Origin of the sequence: Streptomyces daqingensis (assembly GCF_014645895.1) — a bacterium.
GTDB lineage: Bacteria > Actinomycetota > Actinomycetes > Streptomycetales > Streptomycetaceae > Streptomyces > Streptomyces daqingensis.
This window is the reverse complement of record NZ_BMMP01000018.1, coordinates 64,121-85,172: the sequence shown is the minus strand read 5'-3', so window position 1 is coordinate 85,172 and position 21,052 is coordinate 64,121. Positions and strand designations below refer to the sequence as shown.

The following is a 21,052-nucleotide window of genomic DNA, read 5'->3' as shown; positions in this document are numbered from 1 at the left end:
CTCGAAGTACCACAAGCTCGCGGGGGCAGCTAGTTGCCAGCTGAGCTGGAACAAGGAGGACTCGATAGATGGACGTCAAGCGAAGTCTGCGCGTCATCGCCGGAGCAACATTGACTGGCGTGTTGGTCTGCGCAACGGCACCTAACGCTGCAGCCGACCAGGTTAGGGACGACCAGTGGGCGCTGGACTATCTCGAAGCTGAGTCCGTCTGGAAAATCACCAAGGGCAAGGGCCAAGTCATCGCGGTAATCGATGATGGCGTCAATGCCGATCACCCTGACCTCAAGGGCAACGTCCTCAAGGGAAGAGATTTCATTGATGGTGGTGGTTCCGGCTCTCCCCGTGGAGGTGCAAACCACGGTACTGCCATGGCAGGGATCATCGCAGGTCACGGTCACGGCCCTGGCAATTCGGCTGGCGTAATGGGATTGGCCCCTGAGGCGAAGATCCTGCCGATTCGTGCTGATGGGTCCGACGCAACCGGTGGTGCAAACGCCATCAAATATGCGGTAGATCAAGGTGCCTCAGTAATCAACATTTCGCAAGGTGGCGGAATCAAGACAGAGACTGAAGCCGAAGCTATCGCGTACGCCTTGCGTAAGAATGTCCCTGTTTTCGCCTCAACGGGAAACGACGGGGGAGCGGTTGAGTATCCCGCTGCGCACCCCGGAGTGGTCCCCGTCGGAGGTGTGCAGCGGAACGGAAAGATCTGGAAGAACTCAAATAGGGGTAAGGAAACGCTGCTCACGGCCCCGGCGGTGGAGGTCGTTACGACGGGCGGGGCCTCGGACCTGAACGGTTACGGAATCGGCGACGGCACTTCGGACGCCACGGCGTACGCGTCGGCTGCGGCCGCCCTCGTTCGGGCAAAGCATCCCGACCTCACGGCAGGTCAGGTCGTGAATCGTCTGACTCAGACGGCCCAGCTGCCGGCTGGCGAAAATGGTGCGAAGGTCCCGGATGAGCGGTACGGCTACGGTTCCATCCGCCCCCTTGCTGCACTCCAAGAAGATGTACCGAAGGGCTCCAAAAACGGGCCACTGGCTGTCCCTGAGCAGAACGCTGGTCAGCAAACCGGGTCACAGAAGACCGAAGAAGATCTTGCTTTGGAGAAAAAGCAGGATCGGGAGTTCGTGATCCTGTGGACCATCACGGGAATTCTCGCGTTCCTCTTCGTGGGCGCCATCGTGCTCACCATCGTTCTCGTCCGGCGCCGTAAAAGGAACCGGAACAACGGCCCCGGCGGTCCCGGAGCTCCAGGTGGTTACCCGTACCCGCCGCACCAGGCGCCTGGCTACGGCATGCCACAGCAGCAACAGCCGTACGGCCAGCAGCCGACGGCTCCGCCTCAGCAGCCGCCGTACAACTAGCCGAGCAGGCTCCGAGTTAGAGCTGTCCGTCGCTCGCAGGTACGGCAGAGGCAGCGGCTGAGGAGTACCTTCGCCAGCTCAATTCTGAGACGGCAGGGAGCCGCCGGCGAGCGGGTGTTGGTTGGCTGAGGTGGCATGTCTCGTCGTTTCCCGGCGTCGCTGCTCACGTAACGATCAGCTTGGTTGCTCTCTGCCGTGCGAGGGCGCGCCGAATCAGGAGCTGACACGGCCCGGGTCAACGGTCGGAGCCTGTATCAGGTCGGTCTTTCAAGTCACGTGTCGCGCAGGGCAGCGCACATACGGTGCCTGATCGTTTTCGCTCTCAGGGTTGCCCTCGGCTTGCCGAGGCAGTCTCCGCGGATACGGCAGCGCTCAGGCACGAGTAGGAACACGCACGGCGAGGAGGGGGACCCATTCATGGGTGCAACTGTCACGTTGCGGCGCGCTCAAGTGCCGTCTGAGGAGGCGCAGTCGGGGAAGAAGGGGCGTCGCGAGTCGAAGGCGGCGCCGGCCGACGACGGGCGTGCCCGGTACGAGTTGGTGGGGGCGCCCCTCAAAGGCGTCGGCCACAAGGTATATCTCGACCGTGAGCTGCCGAAGGGCGGAGTCGAGGAATACAAGGCGGTGCGTAAGCGCGGCATACGTTCCTTCGCGATGTGGGCGGATCTGCAGCGGCAGAACCTGTGGGCTCGCGTCTTCTCCGTCTCGGCAGAGGACGCGAACCCCATGCGTTACGACGTGTACGGCGCGGCGGGGGAGTTCGTCGGGAGCGCCACGAGGGAGCGGAGTTTCAGCGGCGGACACATCCGTACCCGCTGGTCCGTCGAGCAGGACGGCGGGCCTGCGGCTGTGGGGTACAAGGGCCGCTGGTTCTGGTGGTGCGTGTGGTGGCTGATCTTCCCTTTGCAGTGCGTGCTGGGGGTAGCTGCCCTTGTCGGCGGCAGCGGCGACCTCTTCCGGATGCCGCGGAGAATCGGCTACCGCAGCGGTGGCGCCCGGGTACTGGACTACGGGAGCGGGATGGACAACCACTTCCATCTGACGGTGAATTCGGGCGACTGGGACCCGCGGATGGTCGCCGCGCTCACGGCGCTGCACTGCAGCCATGACGGAATCCTTGGTGAGCCGTGGGACAAGGCCCCCTGAGGAAGGGCGTAGATCTGCGGCGGCCGGCACGTCACCGTCGCCTGCGCGCGGTGCAGCTTCGCACGGTACGACAGCCGCGCCGTAAGAACAGCGACGTTGGACGGGCGGGAGGGCCGAGTCGCGCCGACCGTCAGAGAGAGCGGTCGACGCGAACCAGGCCGGCGTCCCCTCAGGCTTCGTGCGCTGCGGCGGCGTAGCGGACGAACCTTGCCCATTGAGGTGCCGGGACGGTGAGGACGGGGCTGTAGGCGGACTTGGAGTCGCGGACGTGGATTGCGACGCGGCTCGCCGCCACCTCGACGCATGCCCCACCCTCGGTGCCGCTGTAGCTCGACTTGACCCACGTCAGTCGGTTTTCCATAGCTGCTCTGCCACCCTTCTGAGAAACCGCGTCGACTCCTCGGCGCCGAGCGCCTGCATGCGGATCATGCCATGCCGCTCCTCGATGACTCGGAGCTTTTCACGGTCGCCGTAGAGGTGCCGCATCTCGTGGCTCTCCTCGTAGGCGTAGCGCTCGCCGTCCTCCGTCTCCAGGAGAACGAAGGGGCCGTTCAGGCCCGCGTGCGCCCCCGTGGCGAACGGCAGGATCTGGATCGAGACGTTGCGCAACTGGCCGACGTCGATGAGGTGTTGGACCTGCTGGCGCATCGTGTCCCGCCCGCCGACCAGGGTGCGCAGAGCAGCCTCGTAGATGACGAAGGTGAAGATCGCCCTCGGCTTCTGCGCCAGCTTGTCGCGGCGCTGGAGTCGCGCGGCCAGGCGTTGCTGGATGGTCTCGTCGTCCAACGGCGGGCAGTGCGCCTCCAGTAGAGCGCGTGCGTAGTCCTCGGTCTGCAGCAGACCCGGCACGAACACGTTCTCGTACCAGTGCAGGGTGACGGCCGAGGCCTCCGCCTGCATGAACTCGTGGGTACGCGCCGGGTACTTCTCCGGCTCCAAGTAGTCCGTCGCCGCGCGGAGTTTGCCGCCCGCCTCGCACATGTCGTCCGCGATCTCCAACACGCGGCGCGTGGGCCTCCGGCGGCCCTGCTCCATGGACTTGATGGCTTCGTGGCTGTATCCGGCCTCGCGGGCGAGGTCGTCGCGGCTGACGTCGGTCTGAAGGCGCCACCGCTTGAGCTGGTTGCCGCAGTAGCGCCAGGCGGCGGGCGGTTGGGCGCTGTCGATGGTCATGGTGCTCACCGTTCCCCAGACGGTACGCCACGCTGCGTACCGGAGTCGTCACTCGTGAGCGTAAGGGCCGGTCAGCAGGGTGGGGGCATGAACGAGGGAACTCACCGTGACCACCGTCTGCTCCCCTGGCCGGGGGAGGACGGCAAACCCTGCTACCTCTCCTCCGACGGCGACGGACTCATCGACGCGCTCGCCGACGAGATGGAGCTGATGCAACTGCGACTCGGAGCCGAACTGCTCGATTACGCGGGCGGGTTGCTGAGCTGCCAGCGTGTCCAGGAGCAGGAACTGCGCTTCCTGGTGCGTCGGCTGGGTGAGGCGTTGCGCGACGCGCTCCGGGTCGCCGAGTCACGCGGCGCTCGTCTGCCCGCCCCGCCGCACCGGAGGGAGCGGGCGAACGGGACGGATAGCGCGGCGAGTTCGGACGGAGAAGGTGGCGAGCGGTGAGACCCGCACGGCCGCTCCCGGACCGGTCCGGCACGCCCCGCTCCGCCGCGCAGCACCCAAATGGTGCGGGACGGCGGAGCGGCGGTGGCCGGAGCGGCTGCGGCACGGTGTACCGCCGTCGGCCGCCCGTGTCCGGCTCAGAGGGCCGAGAGCAGTTCCACGGTCGTCAGGCCGACGAACGTCCCCATGAAGGCGCCGAGCAATGCGAACAGCACGCCCACGGGAACGAGTTGACGGTCGAACGCACTGGCGACGACAGGCGCGGAGGCCACGCCGCCGATGTTGGCCGTACTGGCGACGGCGAGGCTGAACAGCTCCGCGCGCGCCAGCTTCGCGTACACGACCATGACGACGAGGTGGACGAGCAGGACCACTACGCCCGCGAGCAGGTACAGCGGAGCCTCAGTCAGCGAGGAGAAGTCCGAACCGGAGGCGATGATGCCGATGACGACGTACAGCATCACCGTCGCGATCTCGGACGAGCCGGCGGTCCTGCCCAGCGGCGTGGACGCGACGACGAGCCCGAGGACGCTGACGATGAGGATCGCCCAGGTCGTCGCGTTGACGACTTCGCCCAGCTCCGGCAGCACACTGCCCGCCCAGCCGGCCGCCGCGGAGAGGGCGAGGCTGAAGCCGATCAGCGTCATGATCGAGGCCAGGTCGATGGGGCGTTGCTCCTGCTCCGCCGTGGCCTGGGCATCGAGGTGGGTGGTCTCCGCCCGGGTCCAGCGGTTGAAACGCTCGGAGAAGCCGGCGGAGCCGAACATCAGCAGCAGCCACAGGGAGTAGAGGACGGTGTCGACGATGAGCACGTAGCCGAAGATGTTCTCCGGAGAGTGCACGATGCCCTGAACGGCGACCATGTTGGCCGAACCGCCCGTCCAAGACGCGGCCAGCGCACCGAGTGCCTTGCCTGCCTCGGGGTGCAGCGCGCTCTTGAGGGCGACGTAGGCGACGACGAAGCCCAGCACGATGCTCAGCGCGGTGACGAAGAAGGTCAGCAGCAGCTTCGGGCCCAGCTTGACGATCTTGCGCAGGTCGCATTTGAACAGCAGCAGGAAGATCATGGGGGGGAGCAGGGCGTCCTTGACCGCGGTGCCCGCGCTGTCGATCGACTTCGAGTCGCCGAAGACGCCAACCGTGTTCAGCGCCGCGGCTCCGAAGTACAGCAGGACGAAGCCCGGTACGTACTTGAAGACGCGGTAGTCCCGCCGCTGCGTCACGTAGACGATGCCGCCCGACAGCGCGAGCAGAACGCCGAGGTAATGGAAGCCGTCGGTGATCATATGCCGACCGTCACCCCTTCGTTCGCGGCGATATGGGGACAGGGGCGCCGAATTTGTCCGTCGACGGCTGGCGTGCGGCCAGTGCTGGCCGGGGCAGGGGCTGGGAGGGGTCTGTTGGAAACCATCGGGGCATTGTGCACGCCATGATCAGCCGCCACGAGGGGTCGTGAGCGGACGGTTACGAGGTGGCGGGACGTCCGCAGTCCGGTGCGGTCGTCTGCGCGCAACTACGCGGCTGTTGTGGCTCGTTGAGGTCGCTGCTCGCTGCTCGTTGGCCGCCGTCAGCGCTGTCGTGCGGTGAAGAGACCGATAGCCGCCGCAAGTTGAGAGTGGCAGGGCTGCGGCAAGGCCTCCGGGTCGAACCAGTCGAGAGCGTCGAACTTGTGGGGTTCGCCGATCGCGACCTGCGCTGGGTCCACTTCGACGGCGAACACCACCGCCACCCAGTGCGAAACGGGGTCACCGCGGAGGACGTTCCGCACGCCGAGCGTCTCGATCGCGTGCGGAGGGGCCGAGTACTCCTCGCGTACCTCGCGTGTGACGGCTTCCTCGAACGTCTCGCCGTGTTCCAGGGCGCCCGCACCGGCGTCCCACGTTCCGGGCTCGTCACGGGCGCCGGCGCTACGGAGGGCCAGCAGGACGCGGCCGGCTCCGTCATGGCATACGAAGACCACGGAGACGGTCGGTGCGGTCAGGGCGCGGTCGCGCGGGGACGGTTGCGAGGGGGACGTCGAACTCATGGCTCCGTACTTCGCATTGGCGGGTGGGGTGGGGAGACGGCTCCTCGGGCACGGTTCCATTCCGTCAACACCGGCCGTGTCCCGCATGGTTCGCCGGAGCATGGAGCGCCCGCAACCGCTTTTCGGTGGCCGTGTCGCCGTCTGCGCCAGCCCCGGGCTGTAACCGGTGCGGCTACAGAAGTGACGGGGCGGGGGGTGGGGCAATCTGCGCCTGCAACCCGCTAGCGTTCACCAGCTCAGCTCAACTCGGCTGCCCAGTTGAGCTCCGGAAGCGCATCACCGCGGGATGTCGGCCGCCTTCGGCAGCATATGGGGAAAATAGCGCTGCAGGTCGTCAGCGGTGTGCGCCACCACGCTGGCCCACGACCCGTCCGGGAAGCCGAACTGAACATTTTTGCCCGCACGTTGACGCACCCAGGCGAGTTGATCGAGCGGCCATGACCAGCCCAGCTCTGTACCGTCCCGCAGCCGGTACATGCTGCCTCGGCGCCGCTGGATGTAGATTACCCGGGCTCTGTGAGTGGTCACCGTGAGCATGCTGATCACACCGGTACGGGACTGGGGCTGGAGCGCGGCGAGTAGTTCGCCTGCGTTACTTGTCCAGTCACCGAAGAACGCTGCGCCCTCTTGCCTGCACTTCTCGCGCTGACCGGCATCGCTGTTCATGGGTGCCGAGTAGTTGAAGAGATCGTTGGTCAACAGTCGTCCCAGCACTGAGAAGACCGTCCCCCAGGAGTCGCTGGGCCGGTTCATGCCCACAAAGACCTGCGGCCGGTGCTCCTTGGGAGCGATGGGTTGCTTTCCGTCGACGGAGGCGGGCTCCGACTGGAAGGCCGCTACGAATTCCTCACCCTGCGGCACCGCCTCGGTGACGCGCTGCAAGAGCTTCCTTGTTGCCATGGTGATCACCCTGTTCGTCCGGTCGCCGCACACTCGGTCCTGTCGGCTCGGAAAGAGCGGTGGGACTGATTACCCGAAGTCGTCGGCCACAGTTTGGTTGGACAGCCGATTGCACACCGATGAGACTTCGGCCAGTAGCCTGCCCGCAACGGGTTCGGTGGAGGCCTTGACCGCATGCTCCTCCGTCTGAGCACGCAGACCGTCCGTGCGCAGATCCTCCACCCTCCACCCGCTTTCTGAGAAGTGGGCGACGAGGCGTGGCAGGGCCGCTTCCAGCTCGCTCTCGCCCACGCCGCTCAGCTGCCATGCCTGGTGCCCCACGCAGGGAGAGCGGAGGCCCTTGTCCCAGCAGGCCGAGCACACTGTGGCAGAAAGCCGCTCGTCTTCCCTGGCTATCCCTTCGCGATCGGTTACGGCCCGCAAAACTTCGTCCGAGATCCTGTCGAGTCCCCGTTTGGCGGTCTCTCCCAGAGCGTCGGCGGCCTCAAGTCGGGCTCCTCCGCTCTGCGCGAGCATCGCCGCCTCGGCGATCTCCTGGTCCGTGGCCCAGTCGATCGTCTTCAGGACTTCGGCGAACACCTCGGAATGCAGCTCCCAGCCCTCGGGGGAAAACACGCCCAGTTCGAAAAGCAGCATCTCCGCTGTTCCGGGAAGGGGAACGTACGTCTGGATGAGCTGCCTCTCCACCTGCGTCACTTCACCGGTCGAGGTGCTCTCCACGACGAACGGCGCCCTCCCGATCCGGGAGACGGCCGGCCCGCAAGGCAGATCCGTCTGCTCGACCTCGTCATCGGTGTAGGTGCTCTTCAGCGTGTCCTGCAAGGTGGTGAGGACAGTCTCGTCATCGCCACCGCCGTCACGCGGAAGTTGCGCGACGAGCACGGTGGAGGACGTGGGTTGCCCGTCCACCTCCAGGAAACTCAGACCGGCGTAGATGACGTTGTTCTCTGTCATAGGTTCCAATTGGGCCCCGAGGAGCAGAGCGAAAGCGTACTGGTCGTCTGTTGAATGCTCGGCCAAGAGGGTGGTAGCAAGGGAGTGCAGGCGCTCCGCTGCCGAATCGGCGTCAGGAGCGTCGACCGGCAGTTCATGGAAGAAGGGCGGCATGATCCACCCGATGCGGAGCTTTGAATCGTCAAGCGGGCGATAGGCCCCTTGTGGCCGGGGCGCGGCCGTGGATGCGTCCGGGAAATGCATGACAGTGCTTGCAGCTCCTGTGGTCTGACGCCCCTCAAGCTGCGAGGGTCTGATGGAACTTGCTGCTAGAAGGGGCCGGGGCAGTCGTCTCTTCCCCCGCTGAGCCCGTCAGCGAATCCCAGGTCCCCTTGATGGCAGCTCCGGTCTTCACCACCATTTGCGTAGGGCCGGGTGGCAGTACGTCGTCCGCCTTGCCGAAGGCCTTTTTGAGACCGCCGTTGATCAACTTCATGCTGAGGGGATTCTCCACACCCTCATAGATGAGGTTCGCCCTCTTGCCACCCTCTTCGATGACCGTGCCCGTCAGGCCACGGGTACCTCCTGCGACCTTGCCCGCAAGGCCGGTTGCCCCTTTTACTCCGGCGATGGCTCCCTTGACCGAGCCGCCGACGACTGGGAGCACGCCCAAGGCATCGAGCCCGATCTGCCAGCCGGAAGACTTGCCGCCGCGCGCGTTGTCCATCCAGTGCCCGGCCATGGCCCCTGCCGCACAGAGTGACGAGGCTGTTGCCAGGACGACGGAAGCCACCTGTCCCACGACCGGAATGGCGTTCACAGCGATTGCCGCCGCGGCGAGGCCGGCTGACCAGTTGGACAGGGCGTCGGCGTTGTCGATCAGCCACTCCTTGAAGTCACGCCAGCCCTCCGAAAGAGCGTCCGTGATGCGGTCCCAGAGGCCGAGGTCCGGCGGGTGGTTCTCAGAGGCTTTCAGGATGGCTCGTTCGGCCTCACCCGCCCGGTCCTTCCAGCTCGCCAGGATCTTCTCGCCCTCGCGGATGAGCTGCTCAAGCCGATCGTTGGCCCGGTCGACGTCCCCCTTGGCGTCCTCCATCATTGTGTTGACGCGTTTGACCTGATCGGCCTCCATGGTCACACCCGCGTACCGCCGTACCAGGGCGTTGTACCTGTCGGCATCCTGCTCGGCTCGCTTGCGTGCTTCGACGGCGTCCGCCTCGGTACGCTCCGCCCGCTGCTGGAAGTCCTGCAGCTTTCCGTGCCACGTGCGCAGAGCCTTAGCGCAGTCCTGCATGGAATCGGTGCCTTGCTTCAGGTACTTGGGCAGTTCGCCGAGCTTCTTGGTGAACCTGTCGGCGGCTTCTCCTTCCCAGGCGCCGCCACGTTCGCCCACCGACTTGATCAAATCGTTCAGCTCTTCGAGTTCGTCGCCGACGGCCTTGACGTCCGAAGCGAGTAGATCGATCGCCTCCGCGTCGCCCTTGGCCGGGTTGAACCCGAGACCGGGCCACCCGCTGTCGTCCTCGATGAACATGCTGCGCCAGGACATGACTTATCCCCCGTATCGTTCAGCCCTTGCCGTAGCTCTTGACTTCTTTTTCTTCGCCCGCCTTGTAGGCATCAACCGTGGTCTGGAGCCGGTCCTTGATGTCCTTGGCGCTGTCCTCAATGCGTTTGATGCCGTCCTCCCACTCCGACTGGAAGGTGTCGCAGGCGTCGTCAAGGCCGTCTGTGCCAAGGGTCTTGGGCCCCACCTTCTTCAGGCGTGTCCTCGCCTGCTGCATCCGCTCGGTGGACTCGCTGAGCTTGTCCACCATCTTCTGAACGCGCGGGATGTCGATCCGAAACTCTGAACTCACCGTTCTGCACTCCCCGTTTGCCGCGTCGGTGTGATCGAAGCTTGTGTCCGGGAGACGCTACATGAGGGAGGTGAAAGAGTTTCACCCCCTTTGCGTCCCTGTTGTGAGGGCGCGCGGGGTGGCCACCGCAACACCGCATCGGTCGGGGCAGTTCTGGTTTATTGCCCTGCGGCGGCTCGGTGCACGGGCTGGTCGCCTCTCGTGGCCTGTGATCCTATGCGCGGGATGCCGTGGCGGGTACCCCCGCACCCCCACCCCTATCGCTTGTCGATAACATCGATTAACGATAGGTTCCGCCGCGTGGACGGGCTCCCGCTCGTGCCTGCCCTTCGTCGCGTGCGGCAGTCGCCGCAGCCCGAGCCGAGGAATCCCATGGGCATCTCCGAATACATCAGCAGCAGGAAGCCCCGGCGCTTCGCAAGTGAACGCTTCGTACGGCGGCTTGCCGGTGCGGTGCTGTGGCTGGGCCTGATCGCGGGCGTCGCGGGGGTCGTCTACGACGTCAACGGGATGACGCAGGCGCCCGCCGACGTGAGCGTCCCGGTAGAGGTTCGTACAGCCGACGGGTTGAGCGTGGAGACAGCGCGCGAGACGCGAGCCGGTTCTCAAGCCCCGTTGGCCGTCCCCGATTCGAAGGCCGGCGACGGGATCCGGCTGAACATCGCGGACGCCCCGAGGAGCAGCTGGCTCGAAGTGGGCACCGGACCGACGGAGTTGCGTTCGTGGGGTTCGACGGCAGCCGAACAGGCCCTGGCGAAAGCGGACTCCGCTGTCCTCGGTCTCTGTGCCTTCGCGGGCGCTCTGCTGCTGCGCAGGCTGCTGCTGTCGATCGCCGAGGGCGACCCCTTCCGCCAGGGCAACGCCGTCCGGGTCGCGGGTCTCGCCGTGCTGACTGCCTTCGGCTCGCTCGGCATGGCCGCCGCCCCTGCGCTCGCGTCGGGCCTGGTCCTGGAGCGGCTCGGCCTGGACGGTGCGGACGCGCCCGTCGGGGCCTTCGCCTTCTCCCTTCCTCAAGTCCCCCTGTTCATCGCCCTGTTGCTCCTGGCGCTCGCCGAGGTGTTCCGCAGGGGCACGGAACTCGCCCAGGACGTCGACGGGTTGGTCTGAGCATGGCTGTATCCGCGGACCAGCACCGCATCATGTGCCACCTCGACCGCCTGCTCGCCGATCGCGGCATGACGCTCACCGAGCTGGCGGACCGGGTCGGCGTGACGGTGGTGAACCTGTCAGTGCTCAAGAACGGCCGGGCCAAGGCGATCCGTTTCTCGACGCTGACGGCGATCTGCGACGTCCTGAAGTGCACCCCGGGCGAGATCCTCGCCGTGCAGCAGCCGGACGACGTGGCCGGTGACGGTTCCGCTCCCGCATGAGGACGCTGTCCAGATGCATCGCGCTCCTGTACCGGGCGCTCCGCCCTACGAGGAGAGGAAGTCCCTGAGCAGCCGCGTGAGGGAGCCCGGGGCGTCGATCCAGGGGTAGTGGCCCGTGCCCTTGAGGGTGTGGAGACGGGCGTCCGGGAAGGAGTTCGCGACGACCTCGCCCGCGCGCATGCCGGTCACCGCGTCGAGCTCCCCGGTCACCACCAGTACGGGAGCCGCGACTTCGGGCAGCGCGTCCAGGATGGTGTCGCATGCGGCGTCGTCGACGCCCTGCCAGAAGCCCGCCCGCGGAACGGGGTTGAGCTGTTCGCCTTCCTGCGCGGCGTGTTCGCGCTGCGGGGCGTCCCACCGTCCGTACGCCATGGGCGCGGCGCGCAGCAGCAGCCGGCGGATCTCCGGCATGTCGGTGGCCTCCTCCAGCAGCCGCACCGCTTCATGCGCCTCCTTCCACCAAGGTCCCTCGGAGGCGCGCGACTCGAAGATCTCCCGTGCGTCGGCGGGGAGTTCGCCCTGCAGCCGGGAGCCGGGGTTGAGGAGTACGAGGTGTGAGAGGCGGCCGGGGTGTGCTGCGGCGTACGTCTGGGCGGTGGCCGCCGCGGCGTCGTGGGCGAGGAGGGCGAACCGTTCGAGGCCCAGGTGCGCGCGGAGCGCCTCGACGTCCTCGGCGAGACGGGGGAAGGCGTACTCGGCCGGGTCGGCGGCGGGCGGGGACGCGCCGGTGCCCCGCGAGTCGGGGACGATCAGGCGCCGGTACGCGCTCAGTCCGCCCAGGTCGCCCAGGTAGGCGGCGTCGCGCGCCGGGCCGCCGGCGAGGCAGACCAGGGGCGGGCGGTCCCAGCCGGTGGCGGCGTCCCCCAGGACGCGGTAGCTGAGCTCGGCCTCGTCGTACGAGGTGAAGTGCGGCATAGGTGTCAGGGTGCCCCAAAAAGACGCCCTCCACCGTGACATGCGGTTCCCCTCGGGCGTCGCGGCCGGCGAGGCGGTGCGAAGAGAGCGGCAGGCCGATGGGGGAGAGGCGGCTTAGGACCATCGGCTGACAGGGGAACCACCCCCGGACACAGGCCGAGGACTCCGGGACCCCATAGCGTGCCCTCATGGCCACGTACGAGGACGGACCGGGGGAGAGCGGAGAGATCGCCACGGACGGCAGGCGCAGGCGGGACGCCGCGGGGACCGCCGTCTCCGCCGGCGGCGAAGCGGGCTCCCGTCCTGGCGAGGGCTCCCGTCCCGGCGCGGAAGGCGGCGGGCGGCCGCCCGCGGAGGGTCGGCCGTCCGCGCCGCTGCTCGAGGAGGCGACCGTCCTCAGCCGCGGCTACCGCGCGCTGACGCTGGGCATCGTCTCCGTCGTCTTCCTGATCGCGTTCGAGGCGACAGCCGTCGGGACTGCCATGCCCGTGGCGGCCGACGAACTCGACGGGGTCTCCGCGTACGCCTTCGCCTTCTCGGCGCTGTTCACGACCGCCCTTCTCGGGATGGTCGTCTCCGGCCTGTGGTGCGACCGGCGCGGGCCGCTGCCGCCGGTGGCGACGGGTATCGGGGCGTTCGCGGTGGGTCTGGTCCTCTCCGGTACGGCCGTCACGATGTGGATCTTCGTGCTGGGGCGCGCGGTGCAGGGCATCGGGGGCGGGCTGGTGATCGTGGCGCTGTACGTCACCGTCAGCCGCGCCTATCCGGAACGGCTGCGGCCGCCGGTGATGTCGTCGTTCGCGGCGGCATGGGTCGTACCGGCCGTGGTAGGGCCGCTGATCGCCGGGTCGGTTACGCAGCACCTGGGCTGGCGCTGGGTGTTCCTCGGCATCCCGCTGCTGGTGGCGGTCCCGCTGGCCGTGATGATGCCCGCGCTGCGCCGCTCCGCGTCGGGCCCGCCCCGAGCGGACGTGCCCGCGCAAGGACCCGGCACCGAAACGGGTTCCGGTTCCGGAACGGGGGCCGGGGATCGCGGACGTCTGAAGTACGCCGGGGCGCTGGCCGTGGGCGCGGGGCTGCTGCAGTACGCCGGTCAGGAGCTGAGCCTTCCGGCGATCGTCCCGGCGCTGGCCGGTGCGGCTCTCCTCGTACCGGCGGCGTTGCGCCTGCTTCCACGGGGGACGTACCGCGCCGCCCGCGGGCTGCCCGCGGTGGTGCTGCTGCGGGGTATCGCCGCGGGCGGGTTCGTCGTCGCGGAGAGCTTCGTGCCGTTGATGCTCGTCAGCCAGCGCGGACTGTCGGTCACGCTGGCGGGCCTCGCGCTGGCGGCGGGCGGTGGGACGTGGGCGCTCGGCTCGTTCACGCAGTCGCGGGCGCGGCTCGGCCCGTACCGGGAGCGGCTGGCCCAGGGCGGAATGGTGCTGGTCACGGGCGGGGTGGCGTATGCGCCCGCGGTACTGCTGGAGACGGTGCCCGTGTGGACGCTCGCCGTCGCGATGGCCGTGGCGTGTTACGGGATGGGCCTGGTCATCGGCGCGACGAGTGTGCTGCTGCTGCAGCTGTCGGCGCCGGAGAAGGTGGGGAAGAACTCCGCCGCGCTGCAGATGTCCGACAGCCTCTCGAACGTGGTGCTGCTCGCCGCCACCGGTGCGGCGTTCGCGGCGTGCGGGGGCGGGTCGGTCAGTGTCGGCGTGCACGGGGCGGAACCCGCCGGGGCCGCGGCGGGCGGGCAGCCGCTGGCGTTCCTCGCCGTGTACGCGGTCTCGGCGCTGGTGTGCGCGGTGGGCGTGGCAGTGGCGGGACGGCTGCGGGGGCCCGCCTGAATTCGGTACCAGCACCTGGAACAGGGCCGCGCACGAGGCCGTGTCGCCGTCGTAGTGGGCCGGCCCAAATTCTGCTTATGGTTCAGCCATGTTCGACTCGCGGCACATACGGACCTTCCACGAGGTGGTCCGCACCGGTTCGTACTCGGCGGCCGCGCGGACCCTCGGCTACACCCAGCCCGCCATCACGCAGCAGATGAAGGCCCTCGAACGCTCGGTCGGCACACCGCTGTTCATCCGGGTCGGCCGGGGGATGAGGCTCACGGAGGCGGGGGAGGCCCTGGAGAGGCACGCCGGGGACATCCTGGAACGCATCTCCGCCGCACAGCACCAGATGTCCGCGATCACGCGGCTCCGCGCCGGACGGGTCCGGATGTGCGCGTTTCCCAGCGCCGCGGCCACTCTCGTACCGGAGGCCCTCGCCCGGCTGGCCGCTGAACACCCCGCTGTACGCGTCGAGTTGCAGGAGGGCGAGCCGCCGGACTCGCTGCGCCGGGTCGTGGACGGCGAATGCGACGTGACCCTGGCGTTCACCTATCCCGGGCTGCACGAGCAGGTTCCGGAGGAGCTGATCGAAATCCCGCTCATGGAGGACCAGTTGACGGTCCTCCTGCCGTCCGGTCACCCCATGGCCAGGCGCCGCGCCGTCAAACTCGCCGAGCTCGCGGACGAGCGCTGGATCGCCGGCTGCCTGCGCTGCAGGGCCAACTTCCTGCACGAGTGCGCCGAGTTGGGCTTCGCACCGGACATCGCGTTCACCACCGACGACACCCTCGTCGTCCAGAGCCTCGTCGCGGAGGGGCTCGGCATCGCGATGATGCCGGGGCTCGTGCTGTCGTTCCTCGTCCACCGCAAGGTCACCGGGCGCGCCCTCGATCCCGCGTCCCGACGCCAGGTCTCGGCGTACGTGCTGCGCGAGCACCTGGAGATACCGGCCACGGCCATGGTGCTGGACGAGCTCAGGACGGTGTCGGAGAACCGGGTCGGCTGCTGACCGGCACCCCCGCTGCCCGGACCCCGCAGCCCGAACGGTCCGCCGACCGGGCCGCCCCGCCGAGTCGGGGCGTACCGCCCGGCGTCGGACCCCACGACGACCACGACGCCGACCCCGCATCCATAAGCGCTGGTTGGGGATCACGCAACAAACCGTCGTTGGACGTGATGGTTCCGCGACAGCACTCTGCCGTCATGGCCACTTCGACGACGCACCACACGGCGAGCGCCACCGGCAGGAGCACGCGGACACCGACCTCGGCGCGGCTCGACTCCTTCGTGGAGGAAGTGCGCGAGGTGGTGGGGCGCGGTATGGCGCCCGACGTCACGGCCTATCTCGTCGGCGAGAAGCTCGCCCCGCACCTGGGCTGCGAGGGCTCCGACGGCCTGCTCACGCCCGCGCAGCAGGAGGGCGACCCGGAGCGCTACCGCCAGCATCTGCTGCACGCCGAGTCGGACGGGAGCTTCTCCGTCGTGGCGCTCGTCTGGCTGCCCGGCCAGGCGACGTCCGTGCACGACCATGTGTCCTGGTGCGTCACGGGAGTTCACCGCGGCGAGGAGCACGAGCGGCGCTACCGGCTGCTCCCCGCCGAGGAGCCGGGAGGCAGTGCGCGGCTCGTCGCGACCGAGGACGTGGTCAACCCCACCGGCGCCGTGTGCGGGTTCGCGCCGCCCGGAGACATCCACCGGGTGTGGAACGGCTGCCAGGAGAAGGCGATCTCGATCCACGTGTACGGGGCGGACATCTCCCGGCTGGGGAGCAGCGTCCGGCGGGTGTACGAGCTGCCGGCGGACCGCTGATGTCGCTGCTGGGGGAGCGTCCCGACGCGTCCTCCGACACCGGCACGGACGTCCGCGGCGACGAAGGGCACGCGCCGCGCAAAGCGCCCGGGGCCGACGGCGGGAGGACCGGCGAGGGCGGACCCGCGGCGCCGGAGCGGCCGCAGCCACCCGCACGGCCCGCGCAACCCGCGACGCCGCCGAGCAAGCTGCCCGGACTGGCCCTCGCCGCACTGGGTGTCGCCGCCGCCGTCGCGGTGCACATGCTGCTGCCGCCGGTGCCGATGCTGACCGCTGCCGTGGTGCTCGGCATCCTCGCCGCCCACGTGCCCCTGGTACGTCCTCTCGTGCGCGGTGCGGCGCGACCCGGGCTCTCGATGGCGGGGAAGCGGCTGATGCGGCTCGGAGTGGTGCTGCTGGGGCTGAAGTTGAGCGTCGGCGACGTCCTCGGCCTCGGCTGGGCCACCGTCGCCATGGTGATCGTCGTGGTCGCGACGACGTTCTTCGGCACGCAGTGGCTGGGCAGGCGGCTCGGCCTCCCCGGCGACCAGCCGCTGCTCATCGCCACCGGGTACTCGATCTGCGGAGCCTCCGCGATCTGCGCCGTCAGCGAGGTGCGCAGGAGCGAGGAGCGGGACGTGGCCGCCTCGGTCGCGCTCGTCACGCTGTGCGGCACGCTCGCCATCGCACTGCTGCCGCTGCTGCACCATCCTCTGGGCCTGGACGACGGCCAGTTCGGCCGCTGGGTCGGCGCGGGCGTCCACGACGTCGGGCAGGTGGTGGCCGCGGCGCAGACCGCCGGTCCCCATGCGCTCGGCCAGGCCGTGCTGGTGAAGCTGATGCGGGTCGCGCTGCTCGCTCCGCTGGTCGCCGCGGTCGTGTTGTCCGTGCGGGCCCGCCGTGCCGGCGCTGCGGCCGGCGGCAGCGGCGGTGACGGCAGTGGCGGCGACGGCGGAGAGGCCCGACGTCCGCCCCTGGTACCGCTGTTCGTCGCCGGCTTCGTCCTCGCGGTCGCGCTGCGCACGACCGGATGGCTTCCCGCGGGCGCCCTGGAAGCGGCGCACACCGCGCAGGAACTGCTGCTGGCCGCCGCCCTGTTCGGCCTCGGCAGCGCCGTGCACCTGCCGACGCTGGCGCGTACGGGCGGCCGCGTCGCCGCGCTCGGCCTCTTCTCGTGGGTGGTCGTCGCGGGGGTCTCCTACGGCGGGGTCCTGCTGACCGCCTGAGGCGCGAGGAGCGGAGGCCCGGAGCGGAGACCCGGCGGACGGCGCGAGGAGCGAAGGCCCGTTGGACGGCCGGGACGCGGCCAACACGATGAGGGGCGCGTCCGCATGTGCGGGTTCGCGAGTGCGGGTTCCCAACCCTCGTACCAGGCACGGTGGTCGCGTCGGAGCCGCGGTTCCGGGCGGGGGCGCGGGAGGGGCTGGCGGGACGCGTCCGCACGCCGGCCGTGAACCGGGCTCCCCGGAGACGGCGGACGCGGCGCGGGTAGGCTGAACCGGTCGTTTCGCCGCCGCCCCGACCCTCCCGGAGACCGTGACTACCAGCGCATCCGCCTCCAGCCACCACCTTTCGCCGGCTTTCCCGGGGCGTGCGCCCTGGGGCACCGCGAGCAAGCTGCGCGCCTGGCAGCAAGGTGCCATGGACGCGTATCTCCAGCAGCAGCCACGCGACTTCCTCGCCGTCGCCACCCCCGGCGCGGGCAAGACGACCTTCGCGCTCACGCTGGCGTCCTGGCTGCTGCACCACCACGTCGTGCAGCAGGTCACCGTCGTCGCACCGACCGAGCACCTGAAGAAGCAGTGGGCCGAGGCAGCGGCGCGGATAGGCATCAAGCTGGACCCGGACTACAGCGCCGGACCGCTCAGCAAGGAGTATCACGGCGTCGCGGTGACGTACGCGGGCGTCGGAGTGCGGCCGATGCTGCACCGCAACCGCGTCGAGCACCGCAAGACGCTCGTCATCCTCGACGAGATCCACCACGCGGGAGACAGCCGGTCCTGGGGCGAGGCCTGCCAGGAGGCGTTCGAACCCGCCACGCGCCGGCTCGCGCTCACAGGCACCCCCTTCCGCTCCGACACCAACCCCATCCCGTTCGTGGACTACGCCGAGGACGGGGACGGAGTGCGGCGGTCGGTCGCCGACTACACCTACGGCTACGGCAGCGCGCTCGGCGACGGCGTCGTGCGGCCCGTCATCTTCCTCTCCTACAGCGGCAACATGCGCTGGCGCACCAAGGCGGGCGACGAGATCGAGGCCCGGCTCGGCGAGCCGATGACCAAGGACGCCATCTCGCAGGCCTGGCGCACGGCGCTGGACCCGCACGGCGAGTGGATGCCCGCCGTGCTGGGCGCGGCCGACCGGCGGCTGAGCGAGGTGCGCAAGTCGATCCCGGACGCGGGCGGACTCGTCATCGCCAGCGACCAGAACTCGGCACGCGCGTACGCGAAGCTGCTGCGCGACGTCACCGGGGCCAAGGCCACGCTCGTCCTGTCCGACGACACCGGCGCCTCGCAGCGCATCGAGGACTTCCGCGGCTCGCAGGACAGGTGGATGGTCGCCGTCCGCATGGTCTCCGAAGGGGTCGACGTGCCGCGGCTGGCCGTCGGGGTGTACGCGACCACGATCTCCACGCCGCTGTTCTTCGCGCAGGCGGTCGGCCGGTTCGTACGGTCCAGGAGGCGTGGCGAGACGGCGTCCGTGTTCCTGCCCACGATTCCCTCGCTGCTCGGCTTCGCCAACGAGATGGAAGTCGAACGGGACCACGTCCTCGACAAGCCGAAGAAGGCCGCGGAGGACGACCTGTACGCCGAGGAAGCGGACCTGCTGAAGGAAGCGGAGCGGGAACAGGACGAGGACACCGGCGACGGGGACCAACTGCCGTTCGAGGCGCTGGAGTCCGACGCCGTCTTCGACCGGGTCATGTACGACGGCGCCGAGTTCGGCATGCAGGCGCACCCCGGCAGCGAGGAGGAGCAGGACTACCTGGGGATTCCGGGGCTGCTCGAACCGGAGCAGGTGCAGACGCTGCTGCAGAAGCGCCAGGCACGGCAGATCTCCCACAGCAGGAAGCGGCCGGCAGACGAGGCGGACCTGCTGGAGCTGCCGGCGGACCGGCGGCCCGTCGTCACGCACAAGGAACTGCTGGAACTGCGCAAGCAGTTGAACACTCTCGTCGGCGCCTACGTGCATCAGAGCGGCAAGCCGCACGGCGTCATCCACAACGAGCTGCGGCGCGTGTGCGGCGGGCCGCCGAGCGCCGAGGCGACGGCGGGGCAGATCGAGGCGCGGATCGCGAAGGTGCGTGAGTGGGCCGTGCGTATGCGGTGATCCGCCGGGTGCGGGTGCGGGTGCGGGTGCGGGTGCGCGTGCGGTCCGGTCTGGTCGTCGGCGGGGCGTGTGGGCGTTTTGGGGGTGTGCCGCTCCGGCGTGCGGGTCCGGACGCTTCCCCTGCCTTCGGCGGGGAGTCCCCTTGATTTAGGGCCCGGGCAACCCGGGGTCGTTCTGGTGCTGGTCGTGGGGGCCCGGGCCGGAAATCACGCTTGAGTGTCCGGACGCGCGCGCCTGCGCGTCCCGTCCCCTCCTGCCGTCCGGCGGCTTCCGGCGGGGAGTGACGATGCGTTTCCGCGTCGGGTGGCGACGTGTCCGTGTGTCGGGAGTCGCGCCTTCTGTCGGCGAGGGGCCAGGCGGGCCGTGGAGGTGGGGGAGCGGGGGTGTGCGACCGGCGTGTGGGGACTCTCACGCTTGCGGGTGCTCTGGCCAGGGAAGACCCGCCCGGGGGCTCGACCGGATGTTCCGGACCGGGGTGGAACCACCATCGCCGGGGCCCTTGACGCGCGCAGAAAGAGGTACCTCACAGATGGCATCGGACCGTTGGGACATGCTGCAGCCGTTCTACCGGGAGGTGGTGCGGCGGAACGCCGGCGACGTCGAGTTCCACCAGGCGGTCCGTGAAGTGCTGGAGTCGCTGGGACCGTTGTTCGAGCGGCGGCCGGAGTTCCGTGAGGCGGCGATCGTCGAGCGGATGTGCGAGCCGGAGCGGCAGATCGTCTTCCGCGTCCCGTGGGTGGACGACGCGGGGCGCGTGCAGGTCAACCGCGGTTTCCGGGTGGAGTTCAACAGCGCCCTCGGCCCGTACAAGGGCGGACTCCGGTTCCACCCGTCGGTGAACATCGGGATCGTGAAGTTCCTCGGCTTCGAGCAGGTCTTCAAGAACGCCCTGACCGGCATGCCGATCGGCGGCGGCAAGGGCGGCAGCGACTTCGACCCCAAGAACCGCTCGGACGCGGAGGTCATGCGCTTCTGCCAGTCGTTCATGACGGAGCTGTACCGGCACCTCGGCGAGTACACGGACGTGCCGGCCGGCGACATCGGCGTAGGCGGGCGGGAGATCGGCTACCTCTTCGGGCAGTACAAGCGGATCACCAACCGCTACGAGTCCGGTGTGCTGACCGGCAAGGGCCTCGGCTGGGGCGGCGCGCAGGCCCGTACGGAGGCCACCGGCTACGGCTGCGTCCTCTTCGCCCAGGAGATGCTGCGCGCCCGCGGCGAGGACCTGGAGGGGCAGCGGGTGGCGCTGTCCGGTTCGGGGAACGTCGCGATCTACGCGGCCGAGAAGGCGCAGAAGTCGGGCGCCATGGTGGTGACGTGCTCCGACTCCAGCGGGTTCGTCGTCGACGAGAAGGGCCTCGACGTCGAACTCCTCAAGCAGGTCAAGGAAGTCGAGCGCGGCAGGATCGCCGAGTACGCGGAACGCCGCGGGACCAGCGCCCGGTTCGTCCCGGACGGCAGTGTGTGGGCGGTCGACTGCGACGTGGCGCTGCCGTGTGCGACGCAGAACGAACTGACCTCCGAGGACGCCGTGCAGCTCGTGCGGAACGGGGTGAAGGCCGTGGCGGAGGGCGCGAACATGCCCACGGTGCCCGAGGGCGTGCAGGTGTTCCGGAACGCGGGTGTGGCGTTCGGGCCGGGCAAGGCGGCGAATGCCGGAGGTGTGGCCACCAGCGCGCTGGAGATGCAGCAGAACGCCTCACGCGACTCGTGGACGTTCGCCCACACCGAGCAGAGGCTCGCGGAGATCATGCGCCACATCCACGACTCCTGCCACGAGACGGCGGAGCGGTACGGGGTGCCGGGCGACTACGTGACGGGAGCCAACATCGCCGGCTTCGAGCTCGTCGCGGACGCGATGCTCGCGCAGGGCGTCATCTGAGGGGTTCGAATCTGATCAGATGTGACCGGATTCTGGACAGAGTCTTCCGGTGAGCGGTGCGGGTCGCTAAGTTTGCCGGTCACACCACGCCCCATCCGGCAGCGA

At 69.0% G+C, this 21,052-nt stretch carries 20 protein-coding genes; 11 read left to right on the top strand and 9 right to left on the bottom strand.

Annotated features, from left to right (window positions below):
• Positions 1–68: 68 nt before the first annotated feature.
• Both IEY56_RS23835 and IEY56_RS23830 read left to right on the top strand, forming a co-directional pair.
• The gene (locus IEY56_RS23835; RefSeq protein ID WP_189039321.1) at positions 69–1,370 is read left to right on the top strand and encodes a S8 family serine peptidase; all 1,302 of its coding nucleotides are present in this window, start codon (positions 69–71) and stop codon (positions 1,368–1,370) included.
• 417 nt (positions 1,371–1,787) lie between these two features.
• Positions 1,788–2,516, top strand: coding sequence for a hypothetical protein (locus tag IEY56_RS23830; protein WP_189039320.1), 729 nt, complete (start codon positions 1,788–1,790; stop codon positions 2,514–2,516).
• 169 nt (positions 2,517–2,685) lie between these two features.
• Here IEY56_RS23830 and IEY56_RS23825 read toward each other — a convergent pair whose 3' ends face one another.
• Together IEY56_RS23825 and IEY56_RS23820 are read right to left on the bottom strand one after the other, a co-directional pair.
• A complete protein-coding gene (locus IEY56_RS23825; protein ID WP_189039319.1) occupies positions 2,686–2,877 on the bottom strand; it encodes a DUF397 domain-containing protein in 192 nt (63 codons plus the stop codon).
• Positions 2,862–3,689: a helix-turn-helix domain-containing protein gene (locus IEY56_RS23820; protein WP_189039340.1), complete on the bottom strand. Its 828-nt coding sequence runs from the start codon at positions 3,687–3,689 to the stop codon at positions 2,862–2,864. Before IEY56_RS23820 ends, IEY56_RS23825 begins: the two co-directional genes overlap by 16 nt.
• A gap of 87 nt (positions 3,690–3,776) precedes the next feature.
• Between IEY56_RS23820 and IEY56_RS23815 the strand changes: the two genes are divergently transcribed.
• The gene (locus IEY56_RS23815) at positions 3,777–4,136 is read left to right on the top strand and encodes a hypothetical protein (RefSeq protein ID WP_229712148.1); all 360 of its coding nucleotides are present in this window, start codon (positions 3,777–3,779) and stop codon (positions 4,134–4,136) included.
• A gap of 137 nt (positions 4,137–4,273) precedes the next feature.
• Here the strand turns inward: IEY56_RS23815 and IEY56_RS23810 are convergent, their stop codons facing one another.
• The 6 genes from IEY56_RS23810 to IEY56_RS23785 form a co-directional block, all read right to left on the bottom strand.
• Complete coding sequence (locus IEY56_RS23810; protein ID WP_189039318.1) at positions 4,274–5,422, bottom strand: DUF819 family protein; 1,149 nt, start codon at positions 5,420–5,422, stop codon at positions 4,274–4,276.
• Positions 5,423–5,703: 281 nt separating this feature from the next.
• Positions 5,704–6,162: an NUDIX domain-containing protein gene (locus IEY56_RS23805; protein WP_189039317.1), complete on the bottom strand. Its 459-nt coding sequence runs from the start codon at positions 6,160–6,162 to the stop codon at positions 5,704–5,706.
• A 276-nt stretch (positions 6,163–6,438) separates the two neighbouring features.
• Positions 6,439–7,062 carry a hypothetical protein gene (locus IEY56_RS23800; RefSeq protein WP_189039316.1) on the bottom strand — a complete coding sequence of 208 codons (624 nt, stop codon included), beginning with the start codon at positions 7,060–7,062 and terminating at the stop codon, positions 6,439–6,441.
• A gap of 69 nt (positions 7,063–7,131) precedes the next feature.
• The gene (locus IEY56_RS23795; RefSeq protein ID WP_189039315.1) at positions 7,132–8,259 is read right to left on the bottom strand and encodes a hypothetical protein; all 1,128 of its coding nucleotides are present in this window, start codon (positions 8,257–8,259) and stop codon (positions 7,132–7,134) included.
• Positions 8,260–8,293: 34 nt separating this feature from the next.
• Positions 8,294–9,529 (bottom strand): putative T7SS-secreted protein, encoded by a 1,236-nt coding sequence (locus IEY56_RS23790; protein WP_189039339.1) that lies wholly within the window; start codon positions 9,527–9,529, stop codon positions 8,294–8,296.
• A gap of 34 nt (positions 9,530–9,563) precedes the next feature.
• Entirely contained in the window at positions 9,564–9,854 is a 291-nt protein-coding gene (locus tag IEY56_RS23785) for a WXG100 family type VII secretion target (RefSeq protein WP_189039314.1), read from the bottom strand.
• A 372-nt stretch (positions 9,855–10,226) separates the two neighbouring features.
• On the opposite strand from IEY56_RS23785, the gene IEY56_RS23780 reads away from it, so the two are divergent.
• Both IEY56_RS23780 and IEY56_RS23775 read left to right on the top strand, forming a co-directional pair.
• Positions 10,227–10,961, top strand: coding sequence for a DUF2975 domain-containing protein (locus tag IEY56_RS23780; protein WP_189039313.1), 735 nt, complete (start codon positions 10,227–10,229; stop codon positions 10,959–10,961).
• Positions 10,962–10,963: 2 nt separating this feature from the next.
• A complete protein-coding gene (locus IEY56_RS23775; RefSeq protein WP_189039312.1) occupies positions 10,964–11,224 on the top strand; it encodes a helix-turn-helix domain-containing protein in 261 nt (86 codons plus the stop codon).
• A 45-nt stretch (positions 11,225–11,269) separates the two neighbouring features.
• On the opposite strand, the gene IEY56_RS23770 is transcribed toward IEY56_RS23775, so the two are convergent.
• On the bottom strand, positions 11,270–12,139 hold the full coding sequence (locus tag IEY56_RS23770) for an alpha/beta fold hydrolase (RefSeq protein WP_189039311.1): 870 nt from the start codon (positions 12,137–12,139) through the stop codon (positions 11,270–11,272).
• A gap of 188 nt (positions 12,140–12,327) precedes the next feature.
• On the opposite strand from IEY56_RS23770, the gene IEY56_RS23765 reads away from it, so the two are divergent.
• The 6 genes from IEY56_RS23765 (at position 12,328) to gdhA (ending at position 20,947) form a co-directional block, all read left to right on the top strand.
• Positions 12,328–13,962: an MFS transporter gene (locus tag IEY56_RS23765; protein WP_189039310.1), complete on the top strand. Its 1,635-nt coding sequence runs from the start codon at positions 12,328–12,330 to the stop codon at positions 13,960–13,962.
• An 88-nt stretch (positions 13,963–14,050) separates the two neighbouring features.
• The gene (locus tag IEY56_RS23760; RefSeq protein WP_189039309.1) at positions 14,051–14,956 is read left to right on the top strand and encodes a LysR family transcriptional regulator; all 906 of its coding nucleotides are present in this window, start codon (positions 14,051–14,053) and stop codon (positions 14,954–14,956) included.
• Positions 14,957–15,150: 194 nt separating this feature from the next.
• Positions 15,151–15,756 (top strand): cysteine dioxygenase family protein, encoded by a 606-nt coding sequence (locus IEY56_RS23755; protein WP_189039308.1) that lies wholly within the window; start codon positions 15,151–15,153, stop codon positions 15,754–15,756.
• The gene (locus IEY56_RS23750; protein WP_189039307.1) at positions 15,756–16,961 is read left to right on the top strand and encodes a YeiH family protein; all 1,206 of its coding nucleotides are present in this window, start codon (positions 15,756–15,758) and stop codon (positions 16,959–16,961) included. The genes IEY56_RS23755 and IEY56_RS23750 overlap by 1 nt, the downstream gene beginning before the upstream one ends.
• A gap of 310 nt (positions 16,962–17,271) precedes the next feature.
• Complete coding sequence (locus IEY56_RS23745) at positions 17,272–19,065, top strand: DEAD/DEAH box helicase (protein WP_189039306.1); 1,794 nt, start codon at positions 17,272–17,274, stop codon at positions 19,063–19,065.
• Positions 19,066–19,594: 529 nt separating this feature from the next.
• The gene (gene gdhA, locus IEY56_RS23740; protein WP_189039305.1) at positions 19,595–20,947 is read left to right on the top strand and encodes an NADP-specific glutamate dehydrogenase; all 1,353 of its coding nucleotides are present in this window, start codon (positions 19,595–19,597) and stop codon (positions 20,945–20,947) included.
• Positions 20,948–21,052: the final 105 nt, after the last annotated feature.

Excerpts from the sequence above, each read along its gene's own strand:
- IEY56_RS23830 (WP_189039320.1), top strand. The coding sequence starts at position 1,788 with ATGGGTGCAACTGTCACGTTGCGGCGCGCTCAAGTGCCGTCTGAGGAG.
- IEY56_RS23780 (WP_189039313.1), top strand. The coding sequence starts at position 10,227 with ATGGGCATCTCCGAATACATCAGCAGCAGGAAGCCCCGGCGCTTCGCA.
- IEY56_RS23825 (WP_189039319.1), bottom strand. The coding sequence starts at position 2,877 with ATGGAAAACCGACTGACGTGGGTCAAGTCGAGCTACAGCGGCACCGAG.
- IEY56_RS23820 (WP_189039340.1), bottom strand. The coding sequence starts at position 3,689 with ATGACCATCGACAGCGCCCAACCGCCCGCCGCCTGGCGCTACTGCGGC.
- IEY56_RS23805 (WP_189039317.1), bottom strand. The coding sequence starts at position 6,162 with ATGAGTTCGACGTCCCCCTCGCAACCGTCCCCGCGCGACCGCGCCCTG.
- IEY56_RS23775 (WP_189039312.1), top strand. The coding sequence starts at position 10,964 with ATGGCTGTATCCGCGGACCAGCACCGCATCATGTGCCACCTCGACCGC.
- IEY56_RS23810 (WP_189039318.1), bottom strand. The coding sequence starts at position 5,422 with ATGATCACCGACGGCTTCCATTACCTCGGCGTTCTGCTCGCGCTGTCG.
- IEY56_RS23750 (WP_189039307.1), top strand. The coding sequence starts at position 15,756 with ATGTCGCTGCTGGGGGAGCGTCCCGACGCGTCCTCCGACACCGGCACG.
- IEY56_RS23815 (WP_229712148.1), top strand. The coding sequence starts at position 3,777 with ATGAACGAGGGAACTCACCGTGACCACCGTCTGCTCCCCTGGCCGGGG.
- IEY56_RS23760 (WP_189039309.1), top strand. The coding sequence starts at position 14,051 with ATGTTCGACTCGCGGCACATACGGACCTTCCACGAGGTGGTCCGCACC.
- IEY56_RS23790 (WP_189039339.1), bottom strand. The coding sequence starts at position 9,529 with ATGTTCATCGAGGACGACAGCGGGTGGCCCGGTCTCGGGTTCAACCCG.
- IEY56_RS23765 (WP_189039310.1), top strand. The coding sequence starts at position 12,328 with ATGGCCACGTACGAGGACGGACCGGGGGAGAGCGGAGAGATCGCCACG.
- IEY56_RS23835 (WP_189039321.1), top strand. The coding sequence starts at position 69 with ATGGACGTCAAGCGAAGTCTGCGCGTCATCGCCGGAGCAACATTGACT.
- gdhA (WP_189039305.1), top strand. The coding sequence starts at position 19,595 with ATGGCATCGGACCGTTGGGACATGCTGCAGCCGTTCTACCGGGAGGTG.
- IEY56_RS23755 (WP_189039308.1), top strand. The coding sequence starts at position 15,151 with ATGGCCACTTCGACGACGCACCACACGGCGAGCGCCACCGGCAGGAGC.
- IEY56_RS23795 (WP_189039315.1), bottom strand. The coding sequence starts at position 8,259 with ATGCATTTCCCGGACGCATCCACGGCCGCGCCCCGGCCACAAGGGGCC.
- IEY56_RS23800 (WP_189039316.1), bottom strand. The coding sequence starts at position 7,062 with ATGGCAACAAGGAAGCTCTTGCAGCGCGTCACCGAGGCGGTGCCGCAG.
- IEY56_RS23770 (WP_189039311.1), bottom strand. The coding sequence starts at position 12,139 with ATGCCGCACTTCACCTCGTACGACGAGGCCGAGCTCAGCTACCGCGTC.